The 17,188-nt window shown below is 76.4% G+C and carries 18 protein-coding genes; 11 read left to right on the top strand and 7 right to left on the bottom strand.

All coding sequences use genetic code 11. From position 1 onward, the window contains the following. Window positions 1–50 precede the first annotated feature (50 nt). From CHF16_RS36450 to CHF16_RS36405, 10 genes are read left to right on the top strand one after another with little or no spacing between them, the layout of a single operon-like run. On the top strand, window positions 51–1,688 hold the full coding sequence (locus CHF16_RS36450) for a carbamoyltransferase family protein (RefSeq protein ID WP_089330745.1): 1,638 nt from the start codon (window positions 51–53) through the stop codon (window positions 1,686–1,688). Continuing rightward, window positions 1,688–3,256, top strand: a complete 1,569-nt coding sequence (locus tag CHF16_RS36445; RefSeq protein WP_089330744.1) for an HAD-IIIA family hydrolase — start codon at window positions 1,688–1,690, stop codon at window positions 3,254–3,256. Before CHF16_RS36450 ends, CHF16_RS36445 begins: the two co-directional genes overlap by 1 nt. Further along, the gene (locus tag CHF16_RS36440; protein ID WP_089330743.1) at window positions 3,253–4,263 is read left to right on the top strand and encodes a glycosyltransferase family 9 protein; all 1,011 of its coding nucleotides are present in this window, start codon (window positions 3,253–3,255) and stop codon (window positions 4,261–4,263) included. The genes CHF16_RS36445 and CHF16_RS36440 overlap by 4 nt, the downstream gene beginning before the upstream one ends. After that, window positions 4,260–5,255 (top strand): glycosyltransferase family 4 protein, encoded by a 996-nt coding sequence (locus CHF16_RS36435; RefSeq protein WP_089330742.1) that lies wholly within the window; start codon window positions 4,260–4,262, stop codon window positions 5,253–5,255. The genes CHF16_RS36440 and CHF16_RS36435 overlap by 4 nt, the downstream gene beginning before the upstream one ends. Further along, the gene (locus tag CHF16_RS36430) at window positions 5,252–6,469 is read left to right on the top strand and encodes a glycosyltransferase (protein WP_089330741.1); all 1,218 of its coding nucleotides are present in this window, start codon (window positions 5,252–5,254) and stop codon (window positions 6,467–6,469) included. The genes CHF16_RS36435 and CHF16_RS36430 overlap by 4 nt, the downstream gene beginning before the upstream one ends. A gap of 50 nt (window positions 6,470–6,519) precedes the next feature. After that, complete coding sequence (locus tag CHF16_RS36425) at window positions 6,520–7,071, top strand: D-sedoheptulose-7-phosphate isomerase (RefSeq protein ID WP_089330768.1); 552 nt, start codon at window positions 6,520–6,522, stop codon at window positions 7,069–7,071. Between the two features lie 15 nt (window positions 7,072–7,086). Then, window positions 7,087–8,484 carry a PfkB family carbohydrate kinase gene (locus CHF16_RS36420; RefSeq protein ID WP_089330740.1) on the top strand — a complete coding sequence of 466 codons (1,398 nt, stop codon included), beginning with the start codon at window positions 7,087–7,089 and terminating at the stop codon, window positions 8,482–8,484. Further along, entirely contained in the window at window positions 8,481–9,158 is a 678-nt protein-coding gene (locus CHF16_RS36415) for an SDR family oxidoreductase (RefSeq protein ID WP_089330739.1), read from the top strand. The genes CHF16_RS36420 and CHF16_RS36415 overlap by 4 nt, the downstream gene beginning before the upstream one ends. Continuing rightward, complete coding sequence (locus CHF16_RS36410) at window positions 9,149–10,120, top strand: glycosyltransferase family 9 protein (protein WP_245869755.1); 972 nt, start codon at window positions 9,149–9,151, stop codon at window positions 10,118–10,120. The genes CHF16_RS36415 and CHF16_RS36410 overlap by 10 nt, the downstream gene beginning before the upstream one ends. Continuing rightward, complete coding sequence (locus CHF16_RS36405) at window positions 10,120–11,076, top strand: UDP-glucuronic acid decarboxylase family protein (RefSeq protein ID WP_218827003.1); 957 nt, start codon at window positions 10,120–10,122, stop codon at window positions 11,074–11,076. Before CHF16_RS36410 ends, CHF16_RS36405 begins: the two co-directional genes overlap by 1 nt. A 119-nt stretch (window positions 11,077–11,195) precedes the next feature. Here CHF16_RS36405 and CHF16_RS36400 read toward each other — a convergent pair whose 3' ends face one another. The 5 genes from CHF16_RS36400 to CHF16_RS36380 all read right to left on the bottom strand — a co-directional run bounded on the left by CHF16_RS36400 (window position 11,196) and on the right by CHF16_RS36380 (window position 14,207). Continuing rightward, entirely contained in the window at window positions 11,196–11,597 is a 402-nt protein-coding gene (locus CHF16_RS36400) for a DUF2267 domain-containing protein (RefSeq protein WP_089330737.1), read from the bottom strand. A gap of 55 nt (window positions 11,598–11,652) precedes the next feature. Further along, window positions 11,653–12,579, bottom strand: a complete 927-nt coding sequence (locus CHF16_RS36395; RefSeq protein WP_218827002.1) for a polysaccharide pyruvyl transferase family protein — start codon at window positions 12,577–12,579, stop codon at window positions 11,653–11,655. Between the two features lie 229 nt (window positions 12,580–12,808). After that, window positions 12,809–13,174 (bottom strand): fluoride efflux transporter FluC, encoded by a 366-nt coding sequence (locus tag CHF16_RS36390; protein WP_089330735.1) that lies wholly within the window; start codon window positions 13,172–13,174, stop codon window positions 12,809–12,811. Next, a complete protein-coding gene (gene crcB, locus CHF16_RS36385) occupies window positions 13,171–13,647 on the bottom strand; it encodes a fluoride efflux transporter CrcB (protein WP_089330734.1) in 477 nt (158 codons plus the stop codon). Before crcB ends, CHF16_RS36390 begins: the two co-directional genes overlap by 4 nt. Window positions 13,648–13,790: 143 nt before the next feature. Next, window positions 13,791–14,207 carry an SRPBCC family protein gene (locus tag CHF16_RS36380; RefSeq protein WP_218827001.1) on the bottom strand — a complete coding sequence of 139 codons (417 nt, stop codon included), beginning with the start codon at window positions 14,205–14,207 and terminating at the stop codon, window positions 13,791–13,793. A gap of 172 nt (window positions 14,208–14,379) precedes the next feature. Between CHF16_RS36380 and CHF16_RS36375 the strand changes: the two genes are divergently transcribed. Beyond that, entirely contained in the window at window positions 14,380–15,165 is a 786-nt protein-coding gene (locus tag CHF16_RS36375) for a SigB/SigF/SigG family RNA polymerase sigma factor (RefSeq protein ID WP_089330733.1), read from the top strand. 12 nt (window positions 15,166–15,177) lie between these two features. Here CHF16_RS36375 and CHF16_RS36370 read toward each other — a convergent pair whose 3' ends face one another. Both CHF16_RS36370 and glpK read right to left on the bottom strand, forming a co-directional pair. Next, on the bottom strand, window positions 15,178–16,023 hold the full coding sequence (locus tag CHF16_RS36370) for a S1 family peptidase (protein WP_089330732.1): 846 nt from the start codon (window positions 16,021–16,023) through the stop codon (window positions 15,178–15,180). A 103-nt stretch (window positions 16,024–16,126) separates the two neighbouring features. Next, window positions 16,127–17,188, bottom strand: a 1,062-nt coding sequence (gene glpK, locus CHF16_RS36365; protein WP_089330766.1) for a glycerol kinase GlpK, incomplete at its 5' end; no start/stop codon positions are given.

The following is a 17,188-nucleotide window of genomic DNA, read 5'->3' as shown; positions in this document are numbered from 1 at the left end:
GCACCGAATTACCGCTGCGGCAGGGAACGCCGCGCCGAAACGGGGCTCACATGCGCGTGCTCGGAATCAACGCGATCTTCCACGACCCGGCCGCCGCGCTGGTGGTGGACGGCGGGATCGTCGCGGCGGCGGAGGAGGAGCGCTTCAGCCGCCGCAAGCACGGGAAGCGTCCCGTGCCGTTCTCCGGCTGGGAGCTGCCGGAGCAGGCCGCCCGCTGGTGCCTGGAGGAGGCCGGGCTGGAGCCCGGCGACCTCGACGCCGTCGCCTACTCCTACGACCCGGCCCTGGTCGAACCCGGCCTCACCGGGCACGACGAGCAGTGGGAGCGGCTGCGCACGCTGTACGCGCGGCGCGCCCCCAACTTCCTCGCGACGGCGCTGCCGGGGCTCGACCCGGGGATCGTCCGGTACGTCCCGCACCACGTCGCGCACGCCGCGTCCGCCGCGCTCGCCGCGCCGGCGCCGGGCGACGGCGACGTGCTGGTCCTGGACGGCCGCGGCGAGTCGCACTCGCACCTGGCCGGCACGTACCGGGACGGCGTCCTGGAGCCGCTGCACGCGCAGCGGCTCCCGCACTCGCTCGGCCTGATGTACGAGGACCTCACCGAGCACCTCGGCTTCCTGCGCTCCAGCGACGAGTACAAGGTCATGGCGCTCGCGTCCTACGGCGAGCCGCGCTTCCTGGACGAGCTGCGCGAGCACGTCCGCGCGACCGGCGACGGGGGCTTCGAGGCCGCCCCGGTCGACTGGGGCGCGCTCGCCAAGGCGCGCAGGCCCGGCGGCGAGTGGACCCGCGACCACGCCGACCTCGCCGCGAGCGTCCAGGCGCGCCTGGAGGAGGTGCTGCTCGACCTCGCGGCGTGGCTGCACGGCCGGACCGGCTCGCGGCGGCTGATGCTCGCCGGCGGCGTGGCCCTGAACTGCGTCGCCAACTCCCGGCTGGCCGGCGAGGGCCCCTACGACGCCCTGTGGGTGCAGCCCGCGGCGGGCGACGCCGGCACCGCGCTCGGCGCCGCGCTGCACGTGGCACGGGGCGGCGGCGACCCGCTCACCGGCATGCCCGGCGCGGACCTCGGCCGGGAGTGGAGCGACCGGGAGATCGCCGCGCGGCTCGACACCGCGAAGATTCCCTACGAGCGGCCGGCGGACGTGGCCGCCGAGGTCGCCGAGGCCCTCGCCCGCGACGAGATCGTGGCGTGGTTCCAGGGCCGCTCGGAGTTCGGGCCGCGCGCCCTCGGGCACCGGTCGCTGCTCGCCCACCCCGGCCACGCCGGGAACGTGGAGCGGCTCAACGACGTCAAGGGACGCGAGCAGTTCCGGCCGATCGCGCCGATGGTCGCGCTGGAGGACGCCCCGGAGATCTTCGAGGGCCCGCTCCCGAGCCCGTACATGCTGTTCGTCCACCGCGTCCGGCCGGAGTGGCGGGAGCGGATCCCCGCGGTCGTGCACGTGGACGGCACCGCCCGCGTCCAGACGGTCGAGTCCGGCGCCGAGCCGCTCGTGGCGCGCCTGCTCGCGGAGTTCCGCCGCCGGACCGGGCTGCCCGTGCTCGTCAACACCAGCCTGAACACCGCCGGACGCCCGATGGTCGACGACCCGCGCGACGCGCTGGAGTGCTTCGGCTCCGCGCCGGTCGACCTGCTCGCGATCGGGCCGTTCACGGTGCGCCGCCGGGAGGTTCGCGCCTGATGGACTACACCGTCGTCGTCCCCACCATCGGCCGGGAGAGCCTGCGCGGCACGCTGGGCGCGCTGCTCGCCGCGCTCGAGGCGGGACCGGAACGGGGCCCGCACGAGATCATCGTCGTGGACGACCGGCCCGCGCCCGGCGCGCCGCTGCCGCTGCCCGCGGCGCCCGGCCCGCCGGTGCGGGTGCTGCGCTCGGGGGGCCGCGGGCCCGCCGCCGCCCGCAACGCCGGCTGGCGCGCCGCCGCGACCGAGTGGGTGGCGTTCCTGGACGACGACGTCGTGCCGGCGCCGGACTGGCCCGCCCGGCTGGCCGCCGACCTCGCGGACCTGCCGCCCTCGGCCGGCGGGTCGCAGGGCCGGGTCAGCGTCCCGCTGCCGGACGGCCGGCTCCCCACCGACGGGGAGCGCGGCACGGCCGGGCTCGCGAGCGCCGAATGGATCACCGCCGACATGGCCTACCGGCGCGGCGTCCTCGCCGAACTGGGCGGCTTCGACGAGCGCTTCCGCCGCGCCTACCGCGAGGACGCGGACCTCGCGCTGCGCGCCCTGGACGCCGGGCACGGGCTCGTCCTCGGCGACCGGCGCGTCACCCACCCGGTCCGGCCGGCCGGGTTCTGGGCGTCGGTGCGGGCGCAGGCCGGGAACGCCGACGACGTCCTGATGGGGCGGGTACACGGGCCCGGCTGGCGCGCCCGCGCCGGCGAGGGCCGCGGCCTGCTCGGGCGGCACGCGCTCACCACCGCCGCCGGGCTCCTCGCGCTCGCGGCGGCGCCCGCCGCGCGCGACCGGCGCGGCGCGGCCGTCGCCGCCGCCGCGGCGGGCGCCTGGACCGCGCTGACCGCGCGGTTCGCCTACGAGCGGATCAGGCCGGGCCCGAAGACTCCCGGGGAGGTGGCGACGATGCTCGTCACGAGCGCCGCCATCCCGCCGGCCGCCGTCCTGCATCGCGTCCGGGGGCTGGTGGTCCACCGGCGGGCGCGTCGCTGGGGCGGCCCCCGGGCCGTGCTGTTCGACCGCGACGACACCCTGATCCGGGACGTCCCCTACAACGGGGACCCCGCGCGGGTCGAGCCGGTGCCGGGCGCGCGGCGCGCCCTCGACCGGCTCCGCGACCACGGCGTCCGGATCGGCGTGGTGTCCAACCAGTCCGGCGTCGCCAAGGGGCTCATCGGGACCGGGGACGTGCGGCGCGTCAACGCCCGCGCCGAGGAGCTGCTCGGTCCCATCGACGTGTGGGAGTTCTGCCCGCACGACGACGGCGACGGCTGCAAGTGCCGCAAGCCCGAGCCCGGCATGATCGAGCGCGCCGCCGAGCGGCTCGGCGTGCTGCCCTCCGACTGCGCCGTGATCGGCGACACCGGCGGCGACGTCGAGGCCGCCGCGGCCGCGGGGGCGCGCGGCATCCTCGTCCCGACCGCGCGGACCCGGCCCGCGGAGATCGCGCGGGCCCCGGAGACGGCGCCGACGCTGGCCGCCGCCGTCGAACTGGTCCTCGGCGGCGGACCGGCCCCCGGCGGCGGACCCGTCCTCGGCGGCGGACTCGTCCTCGGCGGAAGGCGGCGCCGATGAGGGTCCTCGTGGCACGCCAGGACAACCTCGGCGACGTGCTGCTCGCCGGGCCCGCCGTGCGGGCCGTCGCCGCCCGCGCCGACGAGGTCGTGCTGCTGTGCGGCCCGCGGGGCCGCGCCGCCGCCGACATGCTGCCCGGCGTCGACCGCGTCATCGAGTGGCGCGCCCCCTGGATCGACCCCGACCGGGTGCCGGTGAAGCGGTCCGCGGTCGACCGGCTCGTCCGGGAGCTGCGCGGCTTCGACCGGGCGCTCGTCCTCACCTCGTTCCACCAGTCGCCGCTGCCGCTGGCGCTGCTGCTGCGGCTCGCCGGGACGCCCTGGATCGGCGGCATCAGCGAGGACTACCCGGGATCGCTGCTGGACCTGCGGCACCGGCCCGACACCGACGTCCCCGAGCCGCTGCGGATGCTGGCGCTCGCCGAGGACGCCGGGTTCCCGGCCCCGGCCGACACCCGGCTGCGGGTCCGCGAGCCGCTGCCCGCCACCGACCACCTCACCGGCGGGCCCGGCTACGTGGTGGTGCACCCCGGCACGTCCGTGCCGGCGCGCGCCTGGCCGCCGGGGCGCTGCGCCGAGGCGGTCCGGCTGCTGCGCGCCTCGGGCCGCCGGGTGGTCGTCACCGGCCACGGCGACGAGAAGGAGCTGACCGCGCTCGTGGCGGGCGAGGACGGCCTCGACCTCGGCGGCCGGACATCGCTGCCGGAGCTGGCGTCGGTGCTCGCGGGCGCCGCCGCCGTCGTCGCCGGCAACACCGGCCCCGCGCACCTCGCGGCGGCCGTCGGGACGCCGGTCGTGTCGCTGTTCGCGCCGACCGTGCCCGCCGCCCGCTGGGCGCCGTTCGGGGTCCCGCTGGCGCTGCTCGGCGACCAGGGGGCCCCGTGCAGGGACAGCCGCGCCCGCGAATGCCCGGTCGACGGGCACCCCTGCCTGTCGACCGTCACCGCCGACGAGGTCGCCGCCGCCGTGGAGGTCGTGGCGACCGTGGAGGAGGCGCCCGCGCGATGAGAGTCCTGATGTGGCACGTGCACGGCTCGTGGGCGACATCGTTCGTGCACGGACCGCAGACCACGCTCGTCCCCGTCGTCCCCGGCCGCGGGCCGGACGGGCGGGGCCGGCCCGGCACCTTCACCTGGCCCGACCGGGCGGTGGAGGTGCCGCCCGAACGCCTCCGCCAGGAGCACGTCGACGCCGTCGTGCTGCAGCGCCCCCACGAGCTGCGGCTGGCGGAGGAGTGGCTCGGCCGGCGCCCCGGACGCGACGTCCCCGCCGTCTACGTCGAGCACGACACACCGCGCCGGACCCCCGCCGACGCGGGCCTCCCCGAGGAGGTCGTGCCCGACAGCCGCCACTTCCTGCACGACCGCGCCGACATCCCGGTCGTGCACGTCACCCACTTCAACCGGCTGTTCTGGAACTGCGGCCGGGCACCGGTCCTGGTCATCGAGCACGGCGTCGTCGACCCCGGCTACCGGTACACCGCCGACATGCCGCGCGCCGGCGTGGTCATCAACGACCCGCTGCGCCGCGGCCGCGTCGCGGGCACCGACCTGCTGCCCGAGCTCGCCGCGGCCGTCCCCGTCGACCTGTTCGGGATGAACGTCGCCGGCGTCCCGGGGCGCCTCGGCATCCCCCCGGAGTCGCTGTGGACCTTCGAGGACCTGCCGCAGGCGAGGATGCACGAGCAGCTCGCCCGCCGCCGCGTCTACGTCCACCCCTACCGGTGGACCTCGCTCGGCCTCGCGCTGATCGAGGCCATGATGCTCGGCCTGCCGGTGGTGGCGCTCGCCACCACCGAGGCGGTCGAGGCGGTGCCGCCGGAGGCCGGGGTGCTGTCCACGCGGGTCGCCGCCCTGGCGGACGCCGCGCGGACCCTGGCCGCGGACCCGCCGCGTGCCCGCCAGATGGGCAAGGAGGCGCGGGCCCACGCCGTCGAGCGGTACGGCCTGGCGCGCTTCCTGCGCGACTGGCGGCGAACTCTCCAGGAGGTAACGCGATGAGGATAGCCATGATCTCCGAGCACGCCAGCCCGCTCGCCGCCGACGGCGGACTCGGCGGGGCGGACGGCGGCGGGCAGAACGTGTTCGTCGCGGAACTGGCCACCGAGCTCGGCCGCCAGGGACACTACGTCACCGTCTACACGCGGCGCGACGCCCCCGCCCTGCCGGACCGGGTGCGGCTCGCGCCCGGCGTCGCCGTCGAGCACGTCCCGGCGGGGCCGCCCGAGCGCATCCCCAAGGACGGGCTGCTGCCCTGGATGCACGACTTCGGGACGTACCTGGAGCGGCGCTGGGCCGCCGACCCGCCCGACGTCGCGCACGCCCACTTCTGGATGAGCGGCCTCGCCGCGGTCCAGGCCGCGCAGGCGCCCGGGGCGCGGCGCGTGCCGGTCGTGCAGACCTACCACGCGCTCGGCACCGTCAAGCGCCGCCACCAGGGCGGCAAGGACACCAGCCCCGCCTCCCGCGTCCGGCTGGAACGCGCGATCGGGCGCGCCGCCGAGGCCGTCATCGCCACCTGCTCCGACGAGGTCGCCGAGCTGGGCGCGATGGGCGTGCCCCGGGAACGCGTCCGGGTGGTGCCGTGCGGCGTGGACCTCGGCCTGTTCACCCCGGACGGCCTCGCCGCCGGGGACGGCGGTCCGCGCCGCGTCGCGGTGCTGTCCCGGCTCGTGGAGCGCAAGGGCGTCGACACGGCCATCCGCGCGCTCGCGGATGTGCCCGGCACCGTGCTGGCGATCGCGGGCGGGCCGCCGCGCGGCGGCCTGGACGGCGACCCCGAGGTGCGCCGCCTGCGGCGCGTCGCGCGGGACGCCGGCGTCGCCGACCGGGTGGAGTTCCTCGGCCGGCTCGGCCGCGCGGAGGTGCCGCCGCTGCTGCGGTCGGCGGCCCTGGTCGCCGCGCTCCCCTGGTACGAGCCGTTCGGCATGGTGCCGCTGGAGGCCATGGCCTGCGGGGTGCCCGTGGTGGCGAGCGCCGTCGGCGGGCACCTCGACACCGTCGCGGACGGCGCCACCGGCACGCTCGTCCCGCCGCGCGACCCGGAGGCGGCGGCCGCCGCGATGAGGGCGCTGCTGGACGACCCGGTGAAGCGCGCCGCGATGGGGTCCGCCGCGGCGGACCGGGCCCGCGGCCGCTACTCGTGGGCGCGGATCGCCGCCGACACCGCCGAGGTGTACCGGCACGCGGCCGCGCTGACGGAGGTGGCGGCGTGACCGCGCAGGCGGGGACCGGGACCCGCACCTCCACCGTGCACGACCGGCGGCTGGAGGCGCTCGCCGAGGCGGCGCTGCTGTTCCGCGACCAGGTGCCCGTCCTGGAGGGGTGGGGGCGCCGCCTGGCCGGGGTGCTGCGCGGCGGGGGGCGGCTGCTGGCCTGCGGCAACGGCGGCAGCGCCGCCGAGGCGCAGCACCTGACCGCCGAGCTCGTCGGCCGCTTCGAGAGCGAGCGGTGCCCGCTGTCGGCGATCCCGCTGCACGGCGACACCTCCTCGGTCACCGCGATCGGCAACGACTACGGGGCGGCGAACGTCTTCGAGCGGCAGGTGCGGGCGCACGGCCGGCCCGGGGACGTGCTGGTGTGCCTGTCGACCAGCGGCCGCAGCCCCAACGTGATCGCGGCGGCGCGCGGCGCCCGGCGGCTCGGGATGGCGGCCTGGGCGGTCACCGGGCCCGGCCCGAACCCGCTCGCCGCGGCGTGCGACGAGGCGGTCACCGTGGCCGCCGGGACCGCCTCGACCGTCCAGGAGATCCATCTCGCGGCGATCCACCTGCTGTGCGGGGTGGTGGACGAGGCGCTCGGGGCGACCCGTGCCTGAGCGGAGGGAGACGCCATGACGGCACCACTGGTGGTGGTCGGCGACGTCCTGCTCGACATCGACATCGTCGGCACCAGCAGCCGGCTGTGCCCGGACGCGCCCGTCCCCGTCGTGGAGGGGGCCGAGGAGCTGCCGCGGCCCGGCGGCGCCGGCCTCGCCGCGCTGCTCGCGGCCGCGGCCGGGCGGGAGGTGGTGCTCGTCACCGCGCTCGCCGACGACGAGCCGGGGCGGCGGCTGCGCGCGATGCTGGAGCGGCACCTGGAGGTCGCCGCGTTCCACCTGCACGGCGAGACGCCCTGCAAGTTGCGCATCCGGTCCGGAGGGCAGTCGGTGGCGCGCCTGGACGCCGGGGAAGGGCGGGCCCTCGACGGGCCCGTCGGCCCGCGCGTCACCGACGCGATCGCGGGGGCCGGGGCCGTGCTGGTCTCCGACTACGGCCGCGGCGTCACCGGGCACAGCGCGGTCCGCTCGCTGCTCGGCGCGCTGCCGGCGCGCGTCCCGGTCGTGTGGGACCCGCACCCGCGCGGGGAGCCGCCGGTGCCCGGCGTCCGGCTGCTCACCCCGAACGAGCGGGAGGCCGCGCGGCTGGCCGCGGCGGACGGCGCCGACATCGGCGGGTCCGGGCTGTCGGCGGCCGGCCGGCGCGGCCGCCACCTCGGCCGTGCCTACGGCATCGAGGGCGTCGCCGTCACGCTCGGCGCGGAGGGCGCGCTGCTGTGCGACGGGTCCGAGGCGCCGTTCCTCGCACCCGCCCGGCCCGTGCGGGGCGACTCGTGCGGCGCCGGCGACAGCTTCGCCGCCGGTGCGGTCGGCGCGCTCGCCGACGGCGCGGCGCTCACCGCCGCCGTCACCGAGGGCGTCGACCGGGCGTCGGAGTTCGTCCGGGCCGGGGCCGCCGCGGCCCTGTCGGCGCAGCTCGCCGAGACCGGCACCGCCCGGCTGGTGCCCGAGCGCGGCGAGGACGCCTGGGACGTCGTCGAGCGGACGCGGCGCGCGGGCGGGACGGTGGTGGCGACCGGCGGCTGCTTCGACCTGCTGCACGCCGGGCACGTCAGCCTGCTGCAGCAGGCGCGGCGGCTCGGCGGCTGCCTCATCGTCTGCGTCAACTCCGACGCGTCCGTCCGGCGCCGCAAGGGGCCGACGCGGCCGGTGACGCCGGCCGCCGACCGGGTCCGGGTGCTGGAGGCGCTGAGCGACGTCGACGCCGCGCTGGTGTTCGACGACGACACCCCGGCGCCGCTGCTGGAGCGGCTCCGGCCCGACGTGTGGGTGAAGGGCGCCGACTACGCCGGGACCACGCTGCCCGAGGCCGCGACGGTCCGGGCGCACGGCGGCGAGGTCGTCCTGCTGCCCCTGCTGGAAGGGCGCTCCACCACGCGCCTGCTGTCCACGAAGAAGGGAACCGCGTCATGAACGTCCTCATCACCGGCGGCGCCTCCGGGCTCGGTGCGGCCGTCGCGCGCAGGGTCGCCGACGGCGGCGGCCGGCCGCTGATCCTCGACCGGCACCCCCCGAAGGACGACTTCGAGCACATGCAGGCCGACCTCGCCGACCGGCGCTGCGCCGAGCGCGCCGTGCACGGGCTGGCCCGCGCCGCCGGCGGGCTGAACGCCGTCGTGACCGCCGCCGGGATCGACGCGTGCGGGGCGCTGTGCGACGTCCCCGCCGAGGACTGGGAGCGGGTCGTGCAGGTGAACCTGCTCGGCACCGCCGCCGTCGCCCGCGCCGCGCTCCCCTACCTGGAGAACGAGCCGCACGGGCGGATCGTCACGGTCGCGTCCACGCTCGGGTTCCGGGCGCTCGGCGACGCCACCGCGTACTGCGCGTCCAAGTTCGGGGTCGTCGGGTTCACCCGGGCGCTCGCCGCCGAGACGGCCGGGCGGGTCGGCGTCACGATGATCGTGCCGGGCGGGATGGACACCGCGTTCTTCGACGGCCGCCCCGACCAGTACAGGCCGGGCGCGGACGCCGTGCTGAACCCGCCGGAGAACGTGGCGGAGGCGATCGCGTTCGCGCTCGCGCAGCCGGCCGGGTGCGAGGTGCGCGAGCTGGTCGTCTGCCCCTCGCACGAGCCGTCGTGGCCGTGACGCCCCGCCGCGCGCTGGTGCTGCGCGCCCTCGGGCTCGGCGACCTGCTCACCGCCGTGCCCGCGTTGCGGGCGCTGCGGCGCGGGCTGCCCGGTACCCGGATCGCGCTCGCCGCGCCGGCGGTGCTCGGCCCGCTGGCCCGCGCGACCGGCGCGGTCGACGACGTCCTCCCGGCGGACGGCCTGGACGCCCCGCTCCGCGCCGCCGGACCGGTGGACGCCGCCGTCAACCTGCACGGCTCGGGGCCGCGGAGCCACCGGCTTCTCGCCGCGCTCGCGCCCGGCCGGATGCTGGCGTTCGCCTGCCCCGCCGCGGCCCACACCGGTGGGCCGGCGTGGGACCCCGACGAGCACGAGGTGGCGCGCTGGTGCCGCCTCGCCGCCTGGTACGGGTTCCCCGCCGACCCGGGCGAGCTGGACCTGCCGGTGCCGGCCGCGGCCTCGCCCGCGCCGGGCGCCGCCGTCGTCCACCCCGGGGCCGCGTTCCCGGCGCGCCGCTGGCCCGCCGAGCGGTTCGCGGCGGTCGCGGCGGCGCTGCGGGAGCGCGGCGAGCGCGTCGTCGTGACCGGCGGGCGCGGCGAGACGGCGCTCGCGGGCCGCGTGGCCGCCCTCGCCGGGCTGGGCCCGGCCGCCGACCTGTCCGGCCGCACGTCCCTGCCGGAGCTGGCCGCGCTCGTCGCGGGCGCCCGGCTGGTGGTGTGCGGCGACACCGGCGTCGCGCACCTCGCGACCGCCTTCCGCACGCCGTCGGTGCTGCTGTTCGGCCCGACGCCGCCCGCCCGGTGGGGGCCGCCCGGCCGCGCCGAGCACCGCGTCCTGTGGGCGGGCCGCCGCGGCGACCCGCACGGGCGCGAGCCCTTCCCGGGGCTGCTGGAGATCTCCGCGGACCAGGCCGCCGCCGCCGCCGAGGCGGTGCTCGCGCACGCGGACCGCGGAGCACCCGAACTGATGAGGAGGCAATGATGAGACACCCGCGCGCCGTCGTCACCGGAGGGTCCGGCTTCCTCGGCTCGCACCTGTGCGAGGCGCTGCTCGCCGCGGGGATCTCGGTGGTGTGCATGGACAACCTGCTCACCGGGACGTCCCGCAACATCGCGCACCTGGCCGGCCGGCGGGACTTCCGGTTCGTCAAGCGCGACCTCACCGACCCCGTGCGCGTCCCCGGCGAGGTCGGGTACGTGTTCCACCTCGCCTCGGCCGCCTCCCCGGCCGACTACCTGCGGTACCCGATCCAGACCCTGGAGGTCGGCAGCCAGGGCACCCGCAACGCGCTCGACCTCGCCGAGGCCAAGGGCGCCCGGTTCGTCCTCGCCTCCACCTCGGAGGTGTACGGGGACCCGCTGGTGCACCCGCAGCCCGAGTCGTACTGGGGCAACGTGAACCCGGTCGGCCCGCGCAGCGTGTACGACGAGGCCAAGCGGTTCGGCGAGGCGCTGACCTCCGCGTTCCGGCACGCCCGCGGCCTCGACGCCGCGATCGTGCGGATCTTCAACACCTACGGGCCGCGGATGCGGCCCGACGACGGCCGCGCCATCCCGACGTTCCTGCGGCAGGCGCTGACCGGCGAGGACCTCACCGTCACCGGCGACGGCTCGCAGACCCGCTCGATCTGCCACGTGGACGACACCGTCCGCGGCATCCTCGCCCTCGCGATGTCCGACCACCCGGGGCCGGTGAACATCGGCAGCCCCTACGAGGTGTCGATGGCCGACCTCGCGCGGCAGGTCGTCGAGCTGACCGGCTCGGCGTCCCGGATCCGGTTCGTCGACCGGCCGCAGGACGACCCGCGCGTCCGGCGCCCCGACACCGCCCTCGCCGAGGAGCTGCTCGGCTGGCGTCCGAAGATCACGGTCGAGGAGGGCCTGCGCGGCACCATCGAATGGTTCGGGCGGGAGCTGCTCATCGCCCGCCCCGCCTGATCCCGCCCCGCCCGATCCCGCACGCGGAACGGCCGCGAGGGACGAACGTCCCCGCGGCCGTTCCGCGCGCCTTCAGCCCGTGAGCCCTCGGCCGCCGAGTCCTCAGCCGCCGCTCGCCCTCAGCCGTTGTGGCCGGCCGACACCAGGTCCCGGAGGTCCGAGGGGAGGCTGTGCCGCACCTTGTCCGTCACGCCCCCCTCGGTCGCCTCGTCGGTCACCTCCAGCACGACGCGGGCCAGGTAGGCCGAGCGCGGCTCGTCGGCACCCGAGCGGACCGCGATCCGCTCGATGAAGTCGTGCCGGCCGAACCGCTCGCCGCTGCCCGCACCGCCGTAGACCTCGGTCCGGCGCAGGTGCTCGCCGATCTCGTGCGGCAGCTGCGCCGCGAGGTTGTCGGCGAGCCCCTCGGGTATCCGTTCGCCGAGCGTCTCCAGGACGGCCCGTGTCGCCCGCTCGGCCTCGCCGTGACCGGAGAGGTGGGCGCGGTGCTGGACCTGTCCGATGAACTCCTCATGCCGCATGGCGGACGCTCCTTCCTGCGTATGAAATGCAGAAAATGCCCGATATATCCAGTCCTTAACGTGCGCCGAGGACGTCCAGCAGCTCGCCGATCACGCTCCCGTCCGGCGGGGCCGCCGCGGCCCGCCCGGCGCCCTCCGCCGACAGCGCCCAGGCCCACCACCGGTCCAGCACCGCCGCGTCCAGCAGCGGCTCCCCCTCCCGGCCCGGCCGGGCCGCCGGCTCGGGGACGGTGACCACGGCGGGCCACGACCACGCCCGCGCCTGCGCGGTCACCTTCGCGCCGCCGCCGACCGGGTCCACCGCCAGCGCGGGGACCCCGTTCTTCAGCGCCAGGACCAGGCCGTGCAGCCGGGTCGTCACCACCAGGTCGAGCCTGCGCAGCACCGACTCGAACTCGGCGGCCGTGGCGAACATGCGCCAGTCGCGCGGGTCGAGGCGCGTGTCCAGCGGCAGCCGCGCGCACTCGCGGGTGGCGAGCCAGCCCTCCAGCTCGCGGCCGACGCGCTCGTGCAGCCGCCGGTGCCCGTACTCGCGCTGGCCCGGCGCGAGGACGACCCCGACGACCGGCACCGACGGGCTCTCCGGCAGCGCCGCGAGGTCGTGCCGCGGGGCGGCCGAGGGCGTGTCGCGCGGCAGGACGGCGTCGAACCCGGTGACCGCGGGGTCGTCGGGATCGACGACCGAGACGCCCACGGCGACGCGGACGCAGTGCGCGTACCGGCGGTGCAGCTCCTCGATCTGCCGCCCGCGCAGCGGCCCGCAGGCGAACACCAGATGCGTGTAGGCGGCGGGGTCGGCGCGGTCGAGGCCGAGGCCGCCCGGCCGGAACACCGGGCTCCACGCCAGGTCGCACTCCGCGCCCGCCGCGGCCAGACCCTGCCGCACCGCCTCCATCGCCAGCACGTCGCCCGCCGTGGCCTCGCCGTGCAGGAAGCTCGGCCACCCCGTCACGAGGACCCGCATCCGTCCTCCGCTCGCCATGGCCACCTGCTACCCGGGGCGGTCCCGACCATGCCGGGCGCGGTCCCGGCCATGCCCCGCGCGGCAGGGCGTGCTGCCCTCGGCGCGACACTTCAAACACCTTCCGGTTTACGGTCATGCTCTCCGGGGCAGAGTCTCCTCGCGGCCCACTCGTCGGTTCGGAGCCAAGTGCCCCGAGCTGCGAGCATGGGCCGCACCAGCTTTCTCCCCCCCGTTTCGGCCGGCCGCGTCACCCGCCGGGCAGCGCCTGCGCGACGACCATGCCGAAATAGGCGGCACCGAGGCCCGCGGCGACGCCGGCGGCGGCGTTGAGGAGCGCGTAGAAGCGGGCACCGGTCTCGGCCAGCCGCAGCGTCTCGTAGCCGAACGTCGAGTAGGTGCTCAGGGCGCCGCAGAAGCCCGTCCCGGCGAAGGCCATCGCGCCGCCGTCCACCGGAAGGGCCGCGAGCAGGCCCAGGATGAACGAGCCGGCCGCGTTCACGGTGAACGTCCCCCAGGGGAACACCGAGTCGTGCCGGGCCTGCACCGCCCGGTCGGTCAGGTAGCGCAGCGGGGCGCCGACGGCGGCGCCCAGCGCGACCAGCAGGATCGTCACGCGGCGTCCTCCGGTGCCCGGCGTCGGGCGAACGCCCTGGTCAGCCGCACCCCGGCGAGGACGGCGGCGAGCGCGGCGGCGAGCGTCAGCGCGAGGTAGGCCAGCCCGACGCGGGGCGCGCCGTGCTCCACCGCCCGCTGGACGTCGACGGCGTAGGTGGAGAACGTGGTGAAGCCGCCGAGCACGCCCACCCCGAGGAACGGCCGGACCAGCGGGTGCGCCTGACGGACCTCGGTGATCAGCACCATCAGCACGCCGATCAGCAGGCAGCCGGAGACGTTGACCCAGAAGACCGCCCACGGGAACTCCCCCGGCCCGTTCGGGAACGCAGTGCTGAGCCCGTACCGGGCCAGCGCACCGAGCACGCCGCCCGCCGACACCGCGCCGAGCGTCCCCCAGGGCGCCCGGAACAGTTCGGCTCGCTGGGCCGGATCGTGCAGGTCGACATCGGGGTCCACGGGAGGGGTGGGCATGACGTGCTCCTACCAGTAGCGACAGCGTTCACCGGTAGGGACCGTTGGCGGTCGTGCTCCGCGGTTCGCCCGGACACCGGGCACGGCGGGCCCCACCGCCGTCTCCCGGGCGCCGCCCGGGGGACTCCCCATCGTAATGGCGGTCAGGGGTCCGAGCGGTCGGTGCCCGCCGTGCCGACCGCCGGGCCGCGCGCGCCGCGCGGCTTCATGTGTGCGCCGCGCGACTCGATGAAGGTCTTGAAGCGGCGCAGGTCCCCCCGGACGCGGTGCGTCAGCGCACCGGTGCGGTCCACGCCCGCGCCCGCGAGGCCCTCGGGGCCGATCTCCAGGCGCGCGGTGACGCGGGTGGTGGTCTCGTCCAGGCGGTGGAACGTCACCACGCCCGCGAGGGCCGGGCCGCCGCGCGCCGTCCAGCGCAGCGTCGTGGCATCGAGCCGGCGGACCTCCTCCGCGCCGTCCATGGAGCCGTCCATGAACGGGAACGCCCCGAACCGCGTCCACTGGTCGCACGCGGTGCGGATCGGGACGGTGACGATGACCGATTCGGTGATCGTGCTCACGGCTCCACCTCCTGCCTCGCCGCCTCCCGCTCACCGCCCGGTTACCCGCATGAGGTGCGTCTATCCGCCCGGTGCGGGCGGATCCGTGTGATCGCTTCCGCGGCGGGTAGGGGGTCGGCAGCGAGCGACAGCCTCCTGCCCTCGCCGGCCTCGCCCGTAAAGGAGAGCACGCATGACGTCGGCGCAATCCACCCGGTTCAACGACGGCCAGACCGAGATCCTGCTCGCGGAGATGAACCGGCTGGCGGAGGACGATCCCCGGAGGGAACGGCTCCGCGCGCGCATCGTCGACATGCACGCTCCGCTCGTCCGCGGCGTGGCGCGCCGGTACGCGAACCGGGGCGAGCCGCTCGACGACCTCCAGCAGGTCGCCTACCTGGGCCTGGTGAAGGCCATCAACCGGTTCGACCCGGGCATCGGCGACCGCTTCGTCACCTACGCCTACCCGGTGGTGACCGGGGAGGTGAAGCGGCACTTCCGCGACAAGACCTGGGGGATCCGGGTGTCGCGCCGCATCCAGGAGCTGCGGCCGATCCTGCAGCGCACCGTGCAGGAGTTCACCCGCGAGCACGGCCGGTCCCCGACGACCGCCGAGATCGCCGAGCTGATGGGCATCGACCAGGAGGAGACGATCGAGGTCATCATCGCCTGCGACGCCTACCGCCCGCTGTCGCTGGAGGCTCCGGCGGACGGGTCGCCGAGCGGCGAGAACGGCACGGTCGGCGAGTACCTCGGGTCCGACGACCCGGCGCTGGAGGCGTTCATCGACGGCCACGCCCTCGGCCCGCTCATCGACGACCTCCCCGAGCGGGAGCGCACCATCCTGCTGCTGCGGTTCTTCGGCAACAAGACGCAGACGCAGATCGCCGAGCAGATCGGGCTGTCGCAGATGCACGTGTCGCGGCTGCTGCGCGCCACCCTCGACCGGCTGCGGATGGGACTGCTGGCCGAGGGGTGAGCACCCCGGCCGTCACGGCCTGGGCAGAGTGCACGTCCCGCCGAGGACGACGCGGTTGCCGGCGCCGAGGCAGCGTGCGAGCCCGGAGGTCTGCTGCCCGTAGCCGGTGCCGTGGCGCACGGTGATACGCCCGTCGCGGGCGACCTCGCAGGGGTTGTCGAGGGTGCAGCGCTCGCCGTCGTCGTTGGCGGTGTTGTTGACGCCGACCACCTGCCCGGTCCGGACGCTGATGATCGGCGAGCCCGAGGTGCCGTGGATCGGCCGGCACCCGGACGTGTACCGGATGGAGTCGCGCCACGTCCAGCCCGCCTCGCGCAGCCGGTGCACGGTGGCGTCGACCGCGCAGGCGTAGATCTTCCGCCAGTAGCCGGACACGACCCGGATCTCCGTGCCGTCGCGCGGCCCGGACGTGGCCAGGCGCGGCGCGGACACGCCGTACCTGGACCGGATCGCGCCGTAGGTGGTGTCCAGCCGGTAGACGGCCACGTCGGTGTCGGTCATCGTGGCGTACTCGAGCCGGGTCGCGGTGAGGGTGCCGAGGTCGGCGCCGCCCGTCCGGTCGAGGAGCTGGAACGTCCGGGACGAGGGCCGGCCGGCGATCACCTCGCCGGCCCGCGGCATCCCCGACTCCAGGCAGTGCCCGTTGGTCAGGACGAGCGCGTGGTCGGTGTCGCGGGAGCGCGGCCCCCGCACCAGCGACCCCGAGCAGTTGCCGAGCGCGACGGTGCCGGTGAAGTCGACCTCCGCCCGGCCGTGCCGCTGGACGGCGGCGGCCTGTGCGGCGCCGGCGTCCGCCACGAGGGCGCCCGCCGGAAGGGCACCTGCGGCAAGGACGGTGACGGCGAGGCGTCTGAGCATGCGCGATCCTCTCGGCGCCCGGAGTACACTCCGGTTAGTGACGATATTGTCACTCATTGTAACCTATGTCATCTGCGGCCCGTCCAGAGGGGCCATGCGCCGTTCAGTCCACGTCCACCCAGCCGTAGGTGCGCTCGACGGCCTTCTTCCAGCCGGCGTATCCGGCCTCGCGCTGGTTCTCGTCCCAGGTGGGGTGCCAGCGTTTGTCCTCGTTCCAGTTCTGGCGGAGTTCGTCGGTGTTGTTCCAGAAGCCGACGGCGAGGCCGGCGGCGTAGGCGGCGCCGAGGGCGGTGGTCTCGGCGACGACGGGGCGCGAGACCGGGACGCCGAGGATGTCGGCCTGGAGCTGCATGCACAGCTCGTTGGCGGTGACGCCGCCGTCGACCTTCAGGACGTCCAGGGAGACGCCCGAATCCTGGCGCATGGCCTCGACCACGTCGCGGGACTGGTAGCAGATCGACTCCAGGGTGGCCCGAGCCAGGTGCGCGTTGGTGTTGAAGCGGGACAGGCCGACGATGGCGCCGCGGGCGTCGGAGCGCCAGTAGGGCGCGAACAGGCCGGAGAAGGCGGGCACGAAGTAGACGCCGCCGTTGTCCTCGACCTGCCGGGCCAGGGACTCGCTCTGCGCGGCGCCGGAGATGATGCCGAGCTGGTCGCGCAGCCACTGCACGGCCGACCCGGTCACCGCGATCGAGCCCTCCAGCGCGTACACGGTCGGCTGGTCGCCGAACTTGTAGCAGACGGTCGTGAGCATCCCCGCCTTGGACCGGACGAGTTCCTCGCCGGTGTTGAGCAGCAGGAAGTTGCCGGTGCCGTAGGTGTTCTTGGCCTCGCCGACCGCGAAGCACACCTGCCCGACCGTCGCCGCCTGCTGGTCGCCGAGGATGCCGGTCAGGGGCACCTCGCCGCCGAGCGGCCCGTCCGGACGGCTCGTCCCGTAGGCTTCCGGCGCGGACGACGGCTTGATCTCCGGCAGCATCGAGCGGGGGATGCCGAAGAACGACAGCAGCTCGTCGTCCCAGTCGAGGGTCTCCAGGTCCATCAGCATGGTGCGGCTGGCGTTGGTCGGGTCGGTGACGTGCACGCCGCCGTCCACGCCGCCGGTCAGGTTCCACAGCACCCAGGTGTCGATGTTGCCGAAGATCGCGTCGCCGTTCTCGGCCGC

It is taken from the genome of Actinomadura meyerae (assembly GCF_900188445.1).
GTDB classification, from domain to species: Bacteria; Actinomycetota; Actinomycetes; order Streptosporangiales; family Streptosporangiaceae; genus Spirillospora; species Spirillospora meyerae.
Note: the sequence above shows the minus strand (reverse complement) of the source record. Positions and strands in the feature narration are given on the sequence as shown.

Coding starts and splice junctions, on each gene's coding strand:
- CHF16_RS36450 (WP_089330745.1), top strand. CDS start 51: ATGCGCGTGCTCGGAATCAACGCGATCTTCCACGACCCGGCCGCCGCG.
- CHF16_RS36445 (WP_089330744.1), top strand. CDS start 1,688: ATGGACTACACCGTCGTCGTCCCCACCATCGGCCGGGAGAGCCTGCGC.
- CHF16_RS36440 (WP_089330743.1), top strand. CDS start 3,253: ATGAGGGTCCTCGTGGCACGCCAGGACAACCTCGGCGACGTGCTGCTC.
- CHF16_RS36435 (WP_089330742.1), top strand. CDS start 4,260: ATGAGAGTCCTGATGTGGCACGTGCACGGCTCGTGGGCGACATCGTTC.
- CHF16_RS36430 (WP_089330741.1), top strand. CDS start 5,252: ATGAGGATAGCCATGATCTCCGAGCACGCCAGCCCGCTCGCCGCCGAC.
- CHF16_RS36420 (WP_089330740.1), top strand. CDS start 7,087: ATGACGGCACCACTGGTGGTGGTCGGCGACGTCCTGCTCGACATCGAC.
- CHF16_RS36415 (WP_089330739.1), top strand. CDS start 8,481: ATGAACGTCCTCATCACCGGCGGCGCCTCCGGGCTCGGTGCGGCCGTC.
- CHF16_RS36405 (WP_218827003.1), top strand. CDS start 10,120: ATGAGACACCCGCGCGCCGTCGTCACCGGAGGGTCCGGCTTCCTCGGC.
- CHF16_RS36400 (WP_089330737.1), bottom strand. CDS start 11,597: ATGCGGCATGAGGAGTTCATCGGACAGGTCCAGCACCGCGCCCACCTC.
- CHF16_RS36395 (WP_218827002.1), bottom strand. CDS start 12,579: ATGGCGAGCGGAGGACGGATGCGGGTCCTCGTGACGGGGTGGCCGAGC.
- crcB (WP_089330734.1), bottom strand. CDS start 13,647: ATGCCCACCCCTCCCGTGGACCCCGATGTCGACCTGCACGATCCGGCC.
- CHF16_RS36375 (WP_089330733.1), top strand. CDS start 14,380: ATGACGTCGGCGCAATCCACCCGGTTCAACGACGGCCAGACCGAGATC.
- CHF16_RS36370 (WP_089330732.1), bottom strand. CDS start 16,023: ATGCTCAGACGCCTCGCCGTCACCGTCCTTGCCGCAGGTGCCCTTCCG.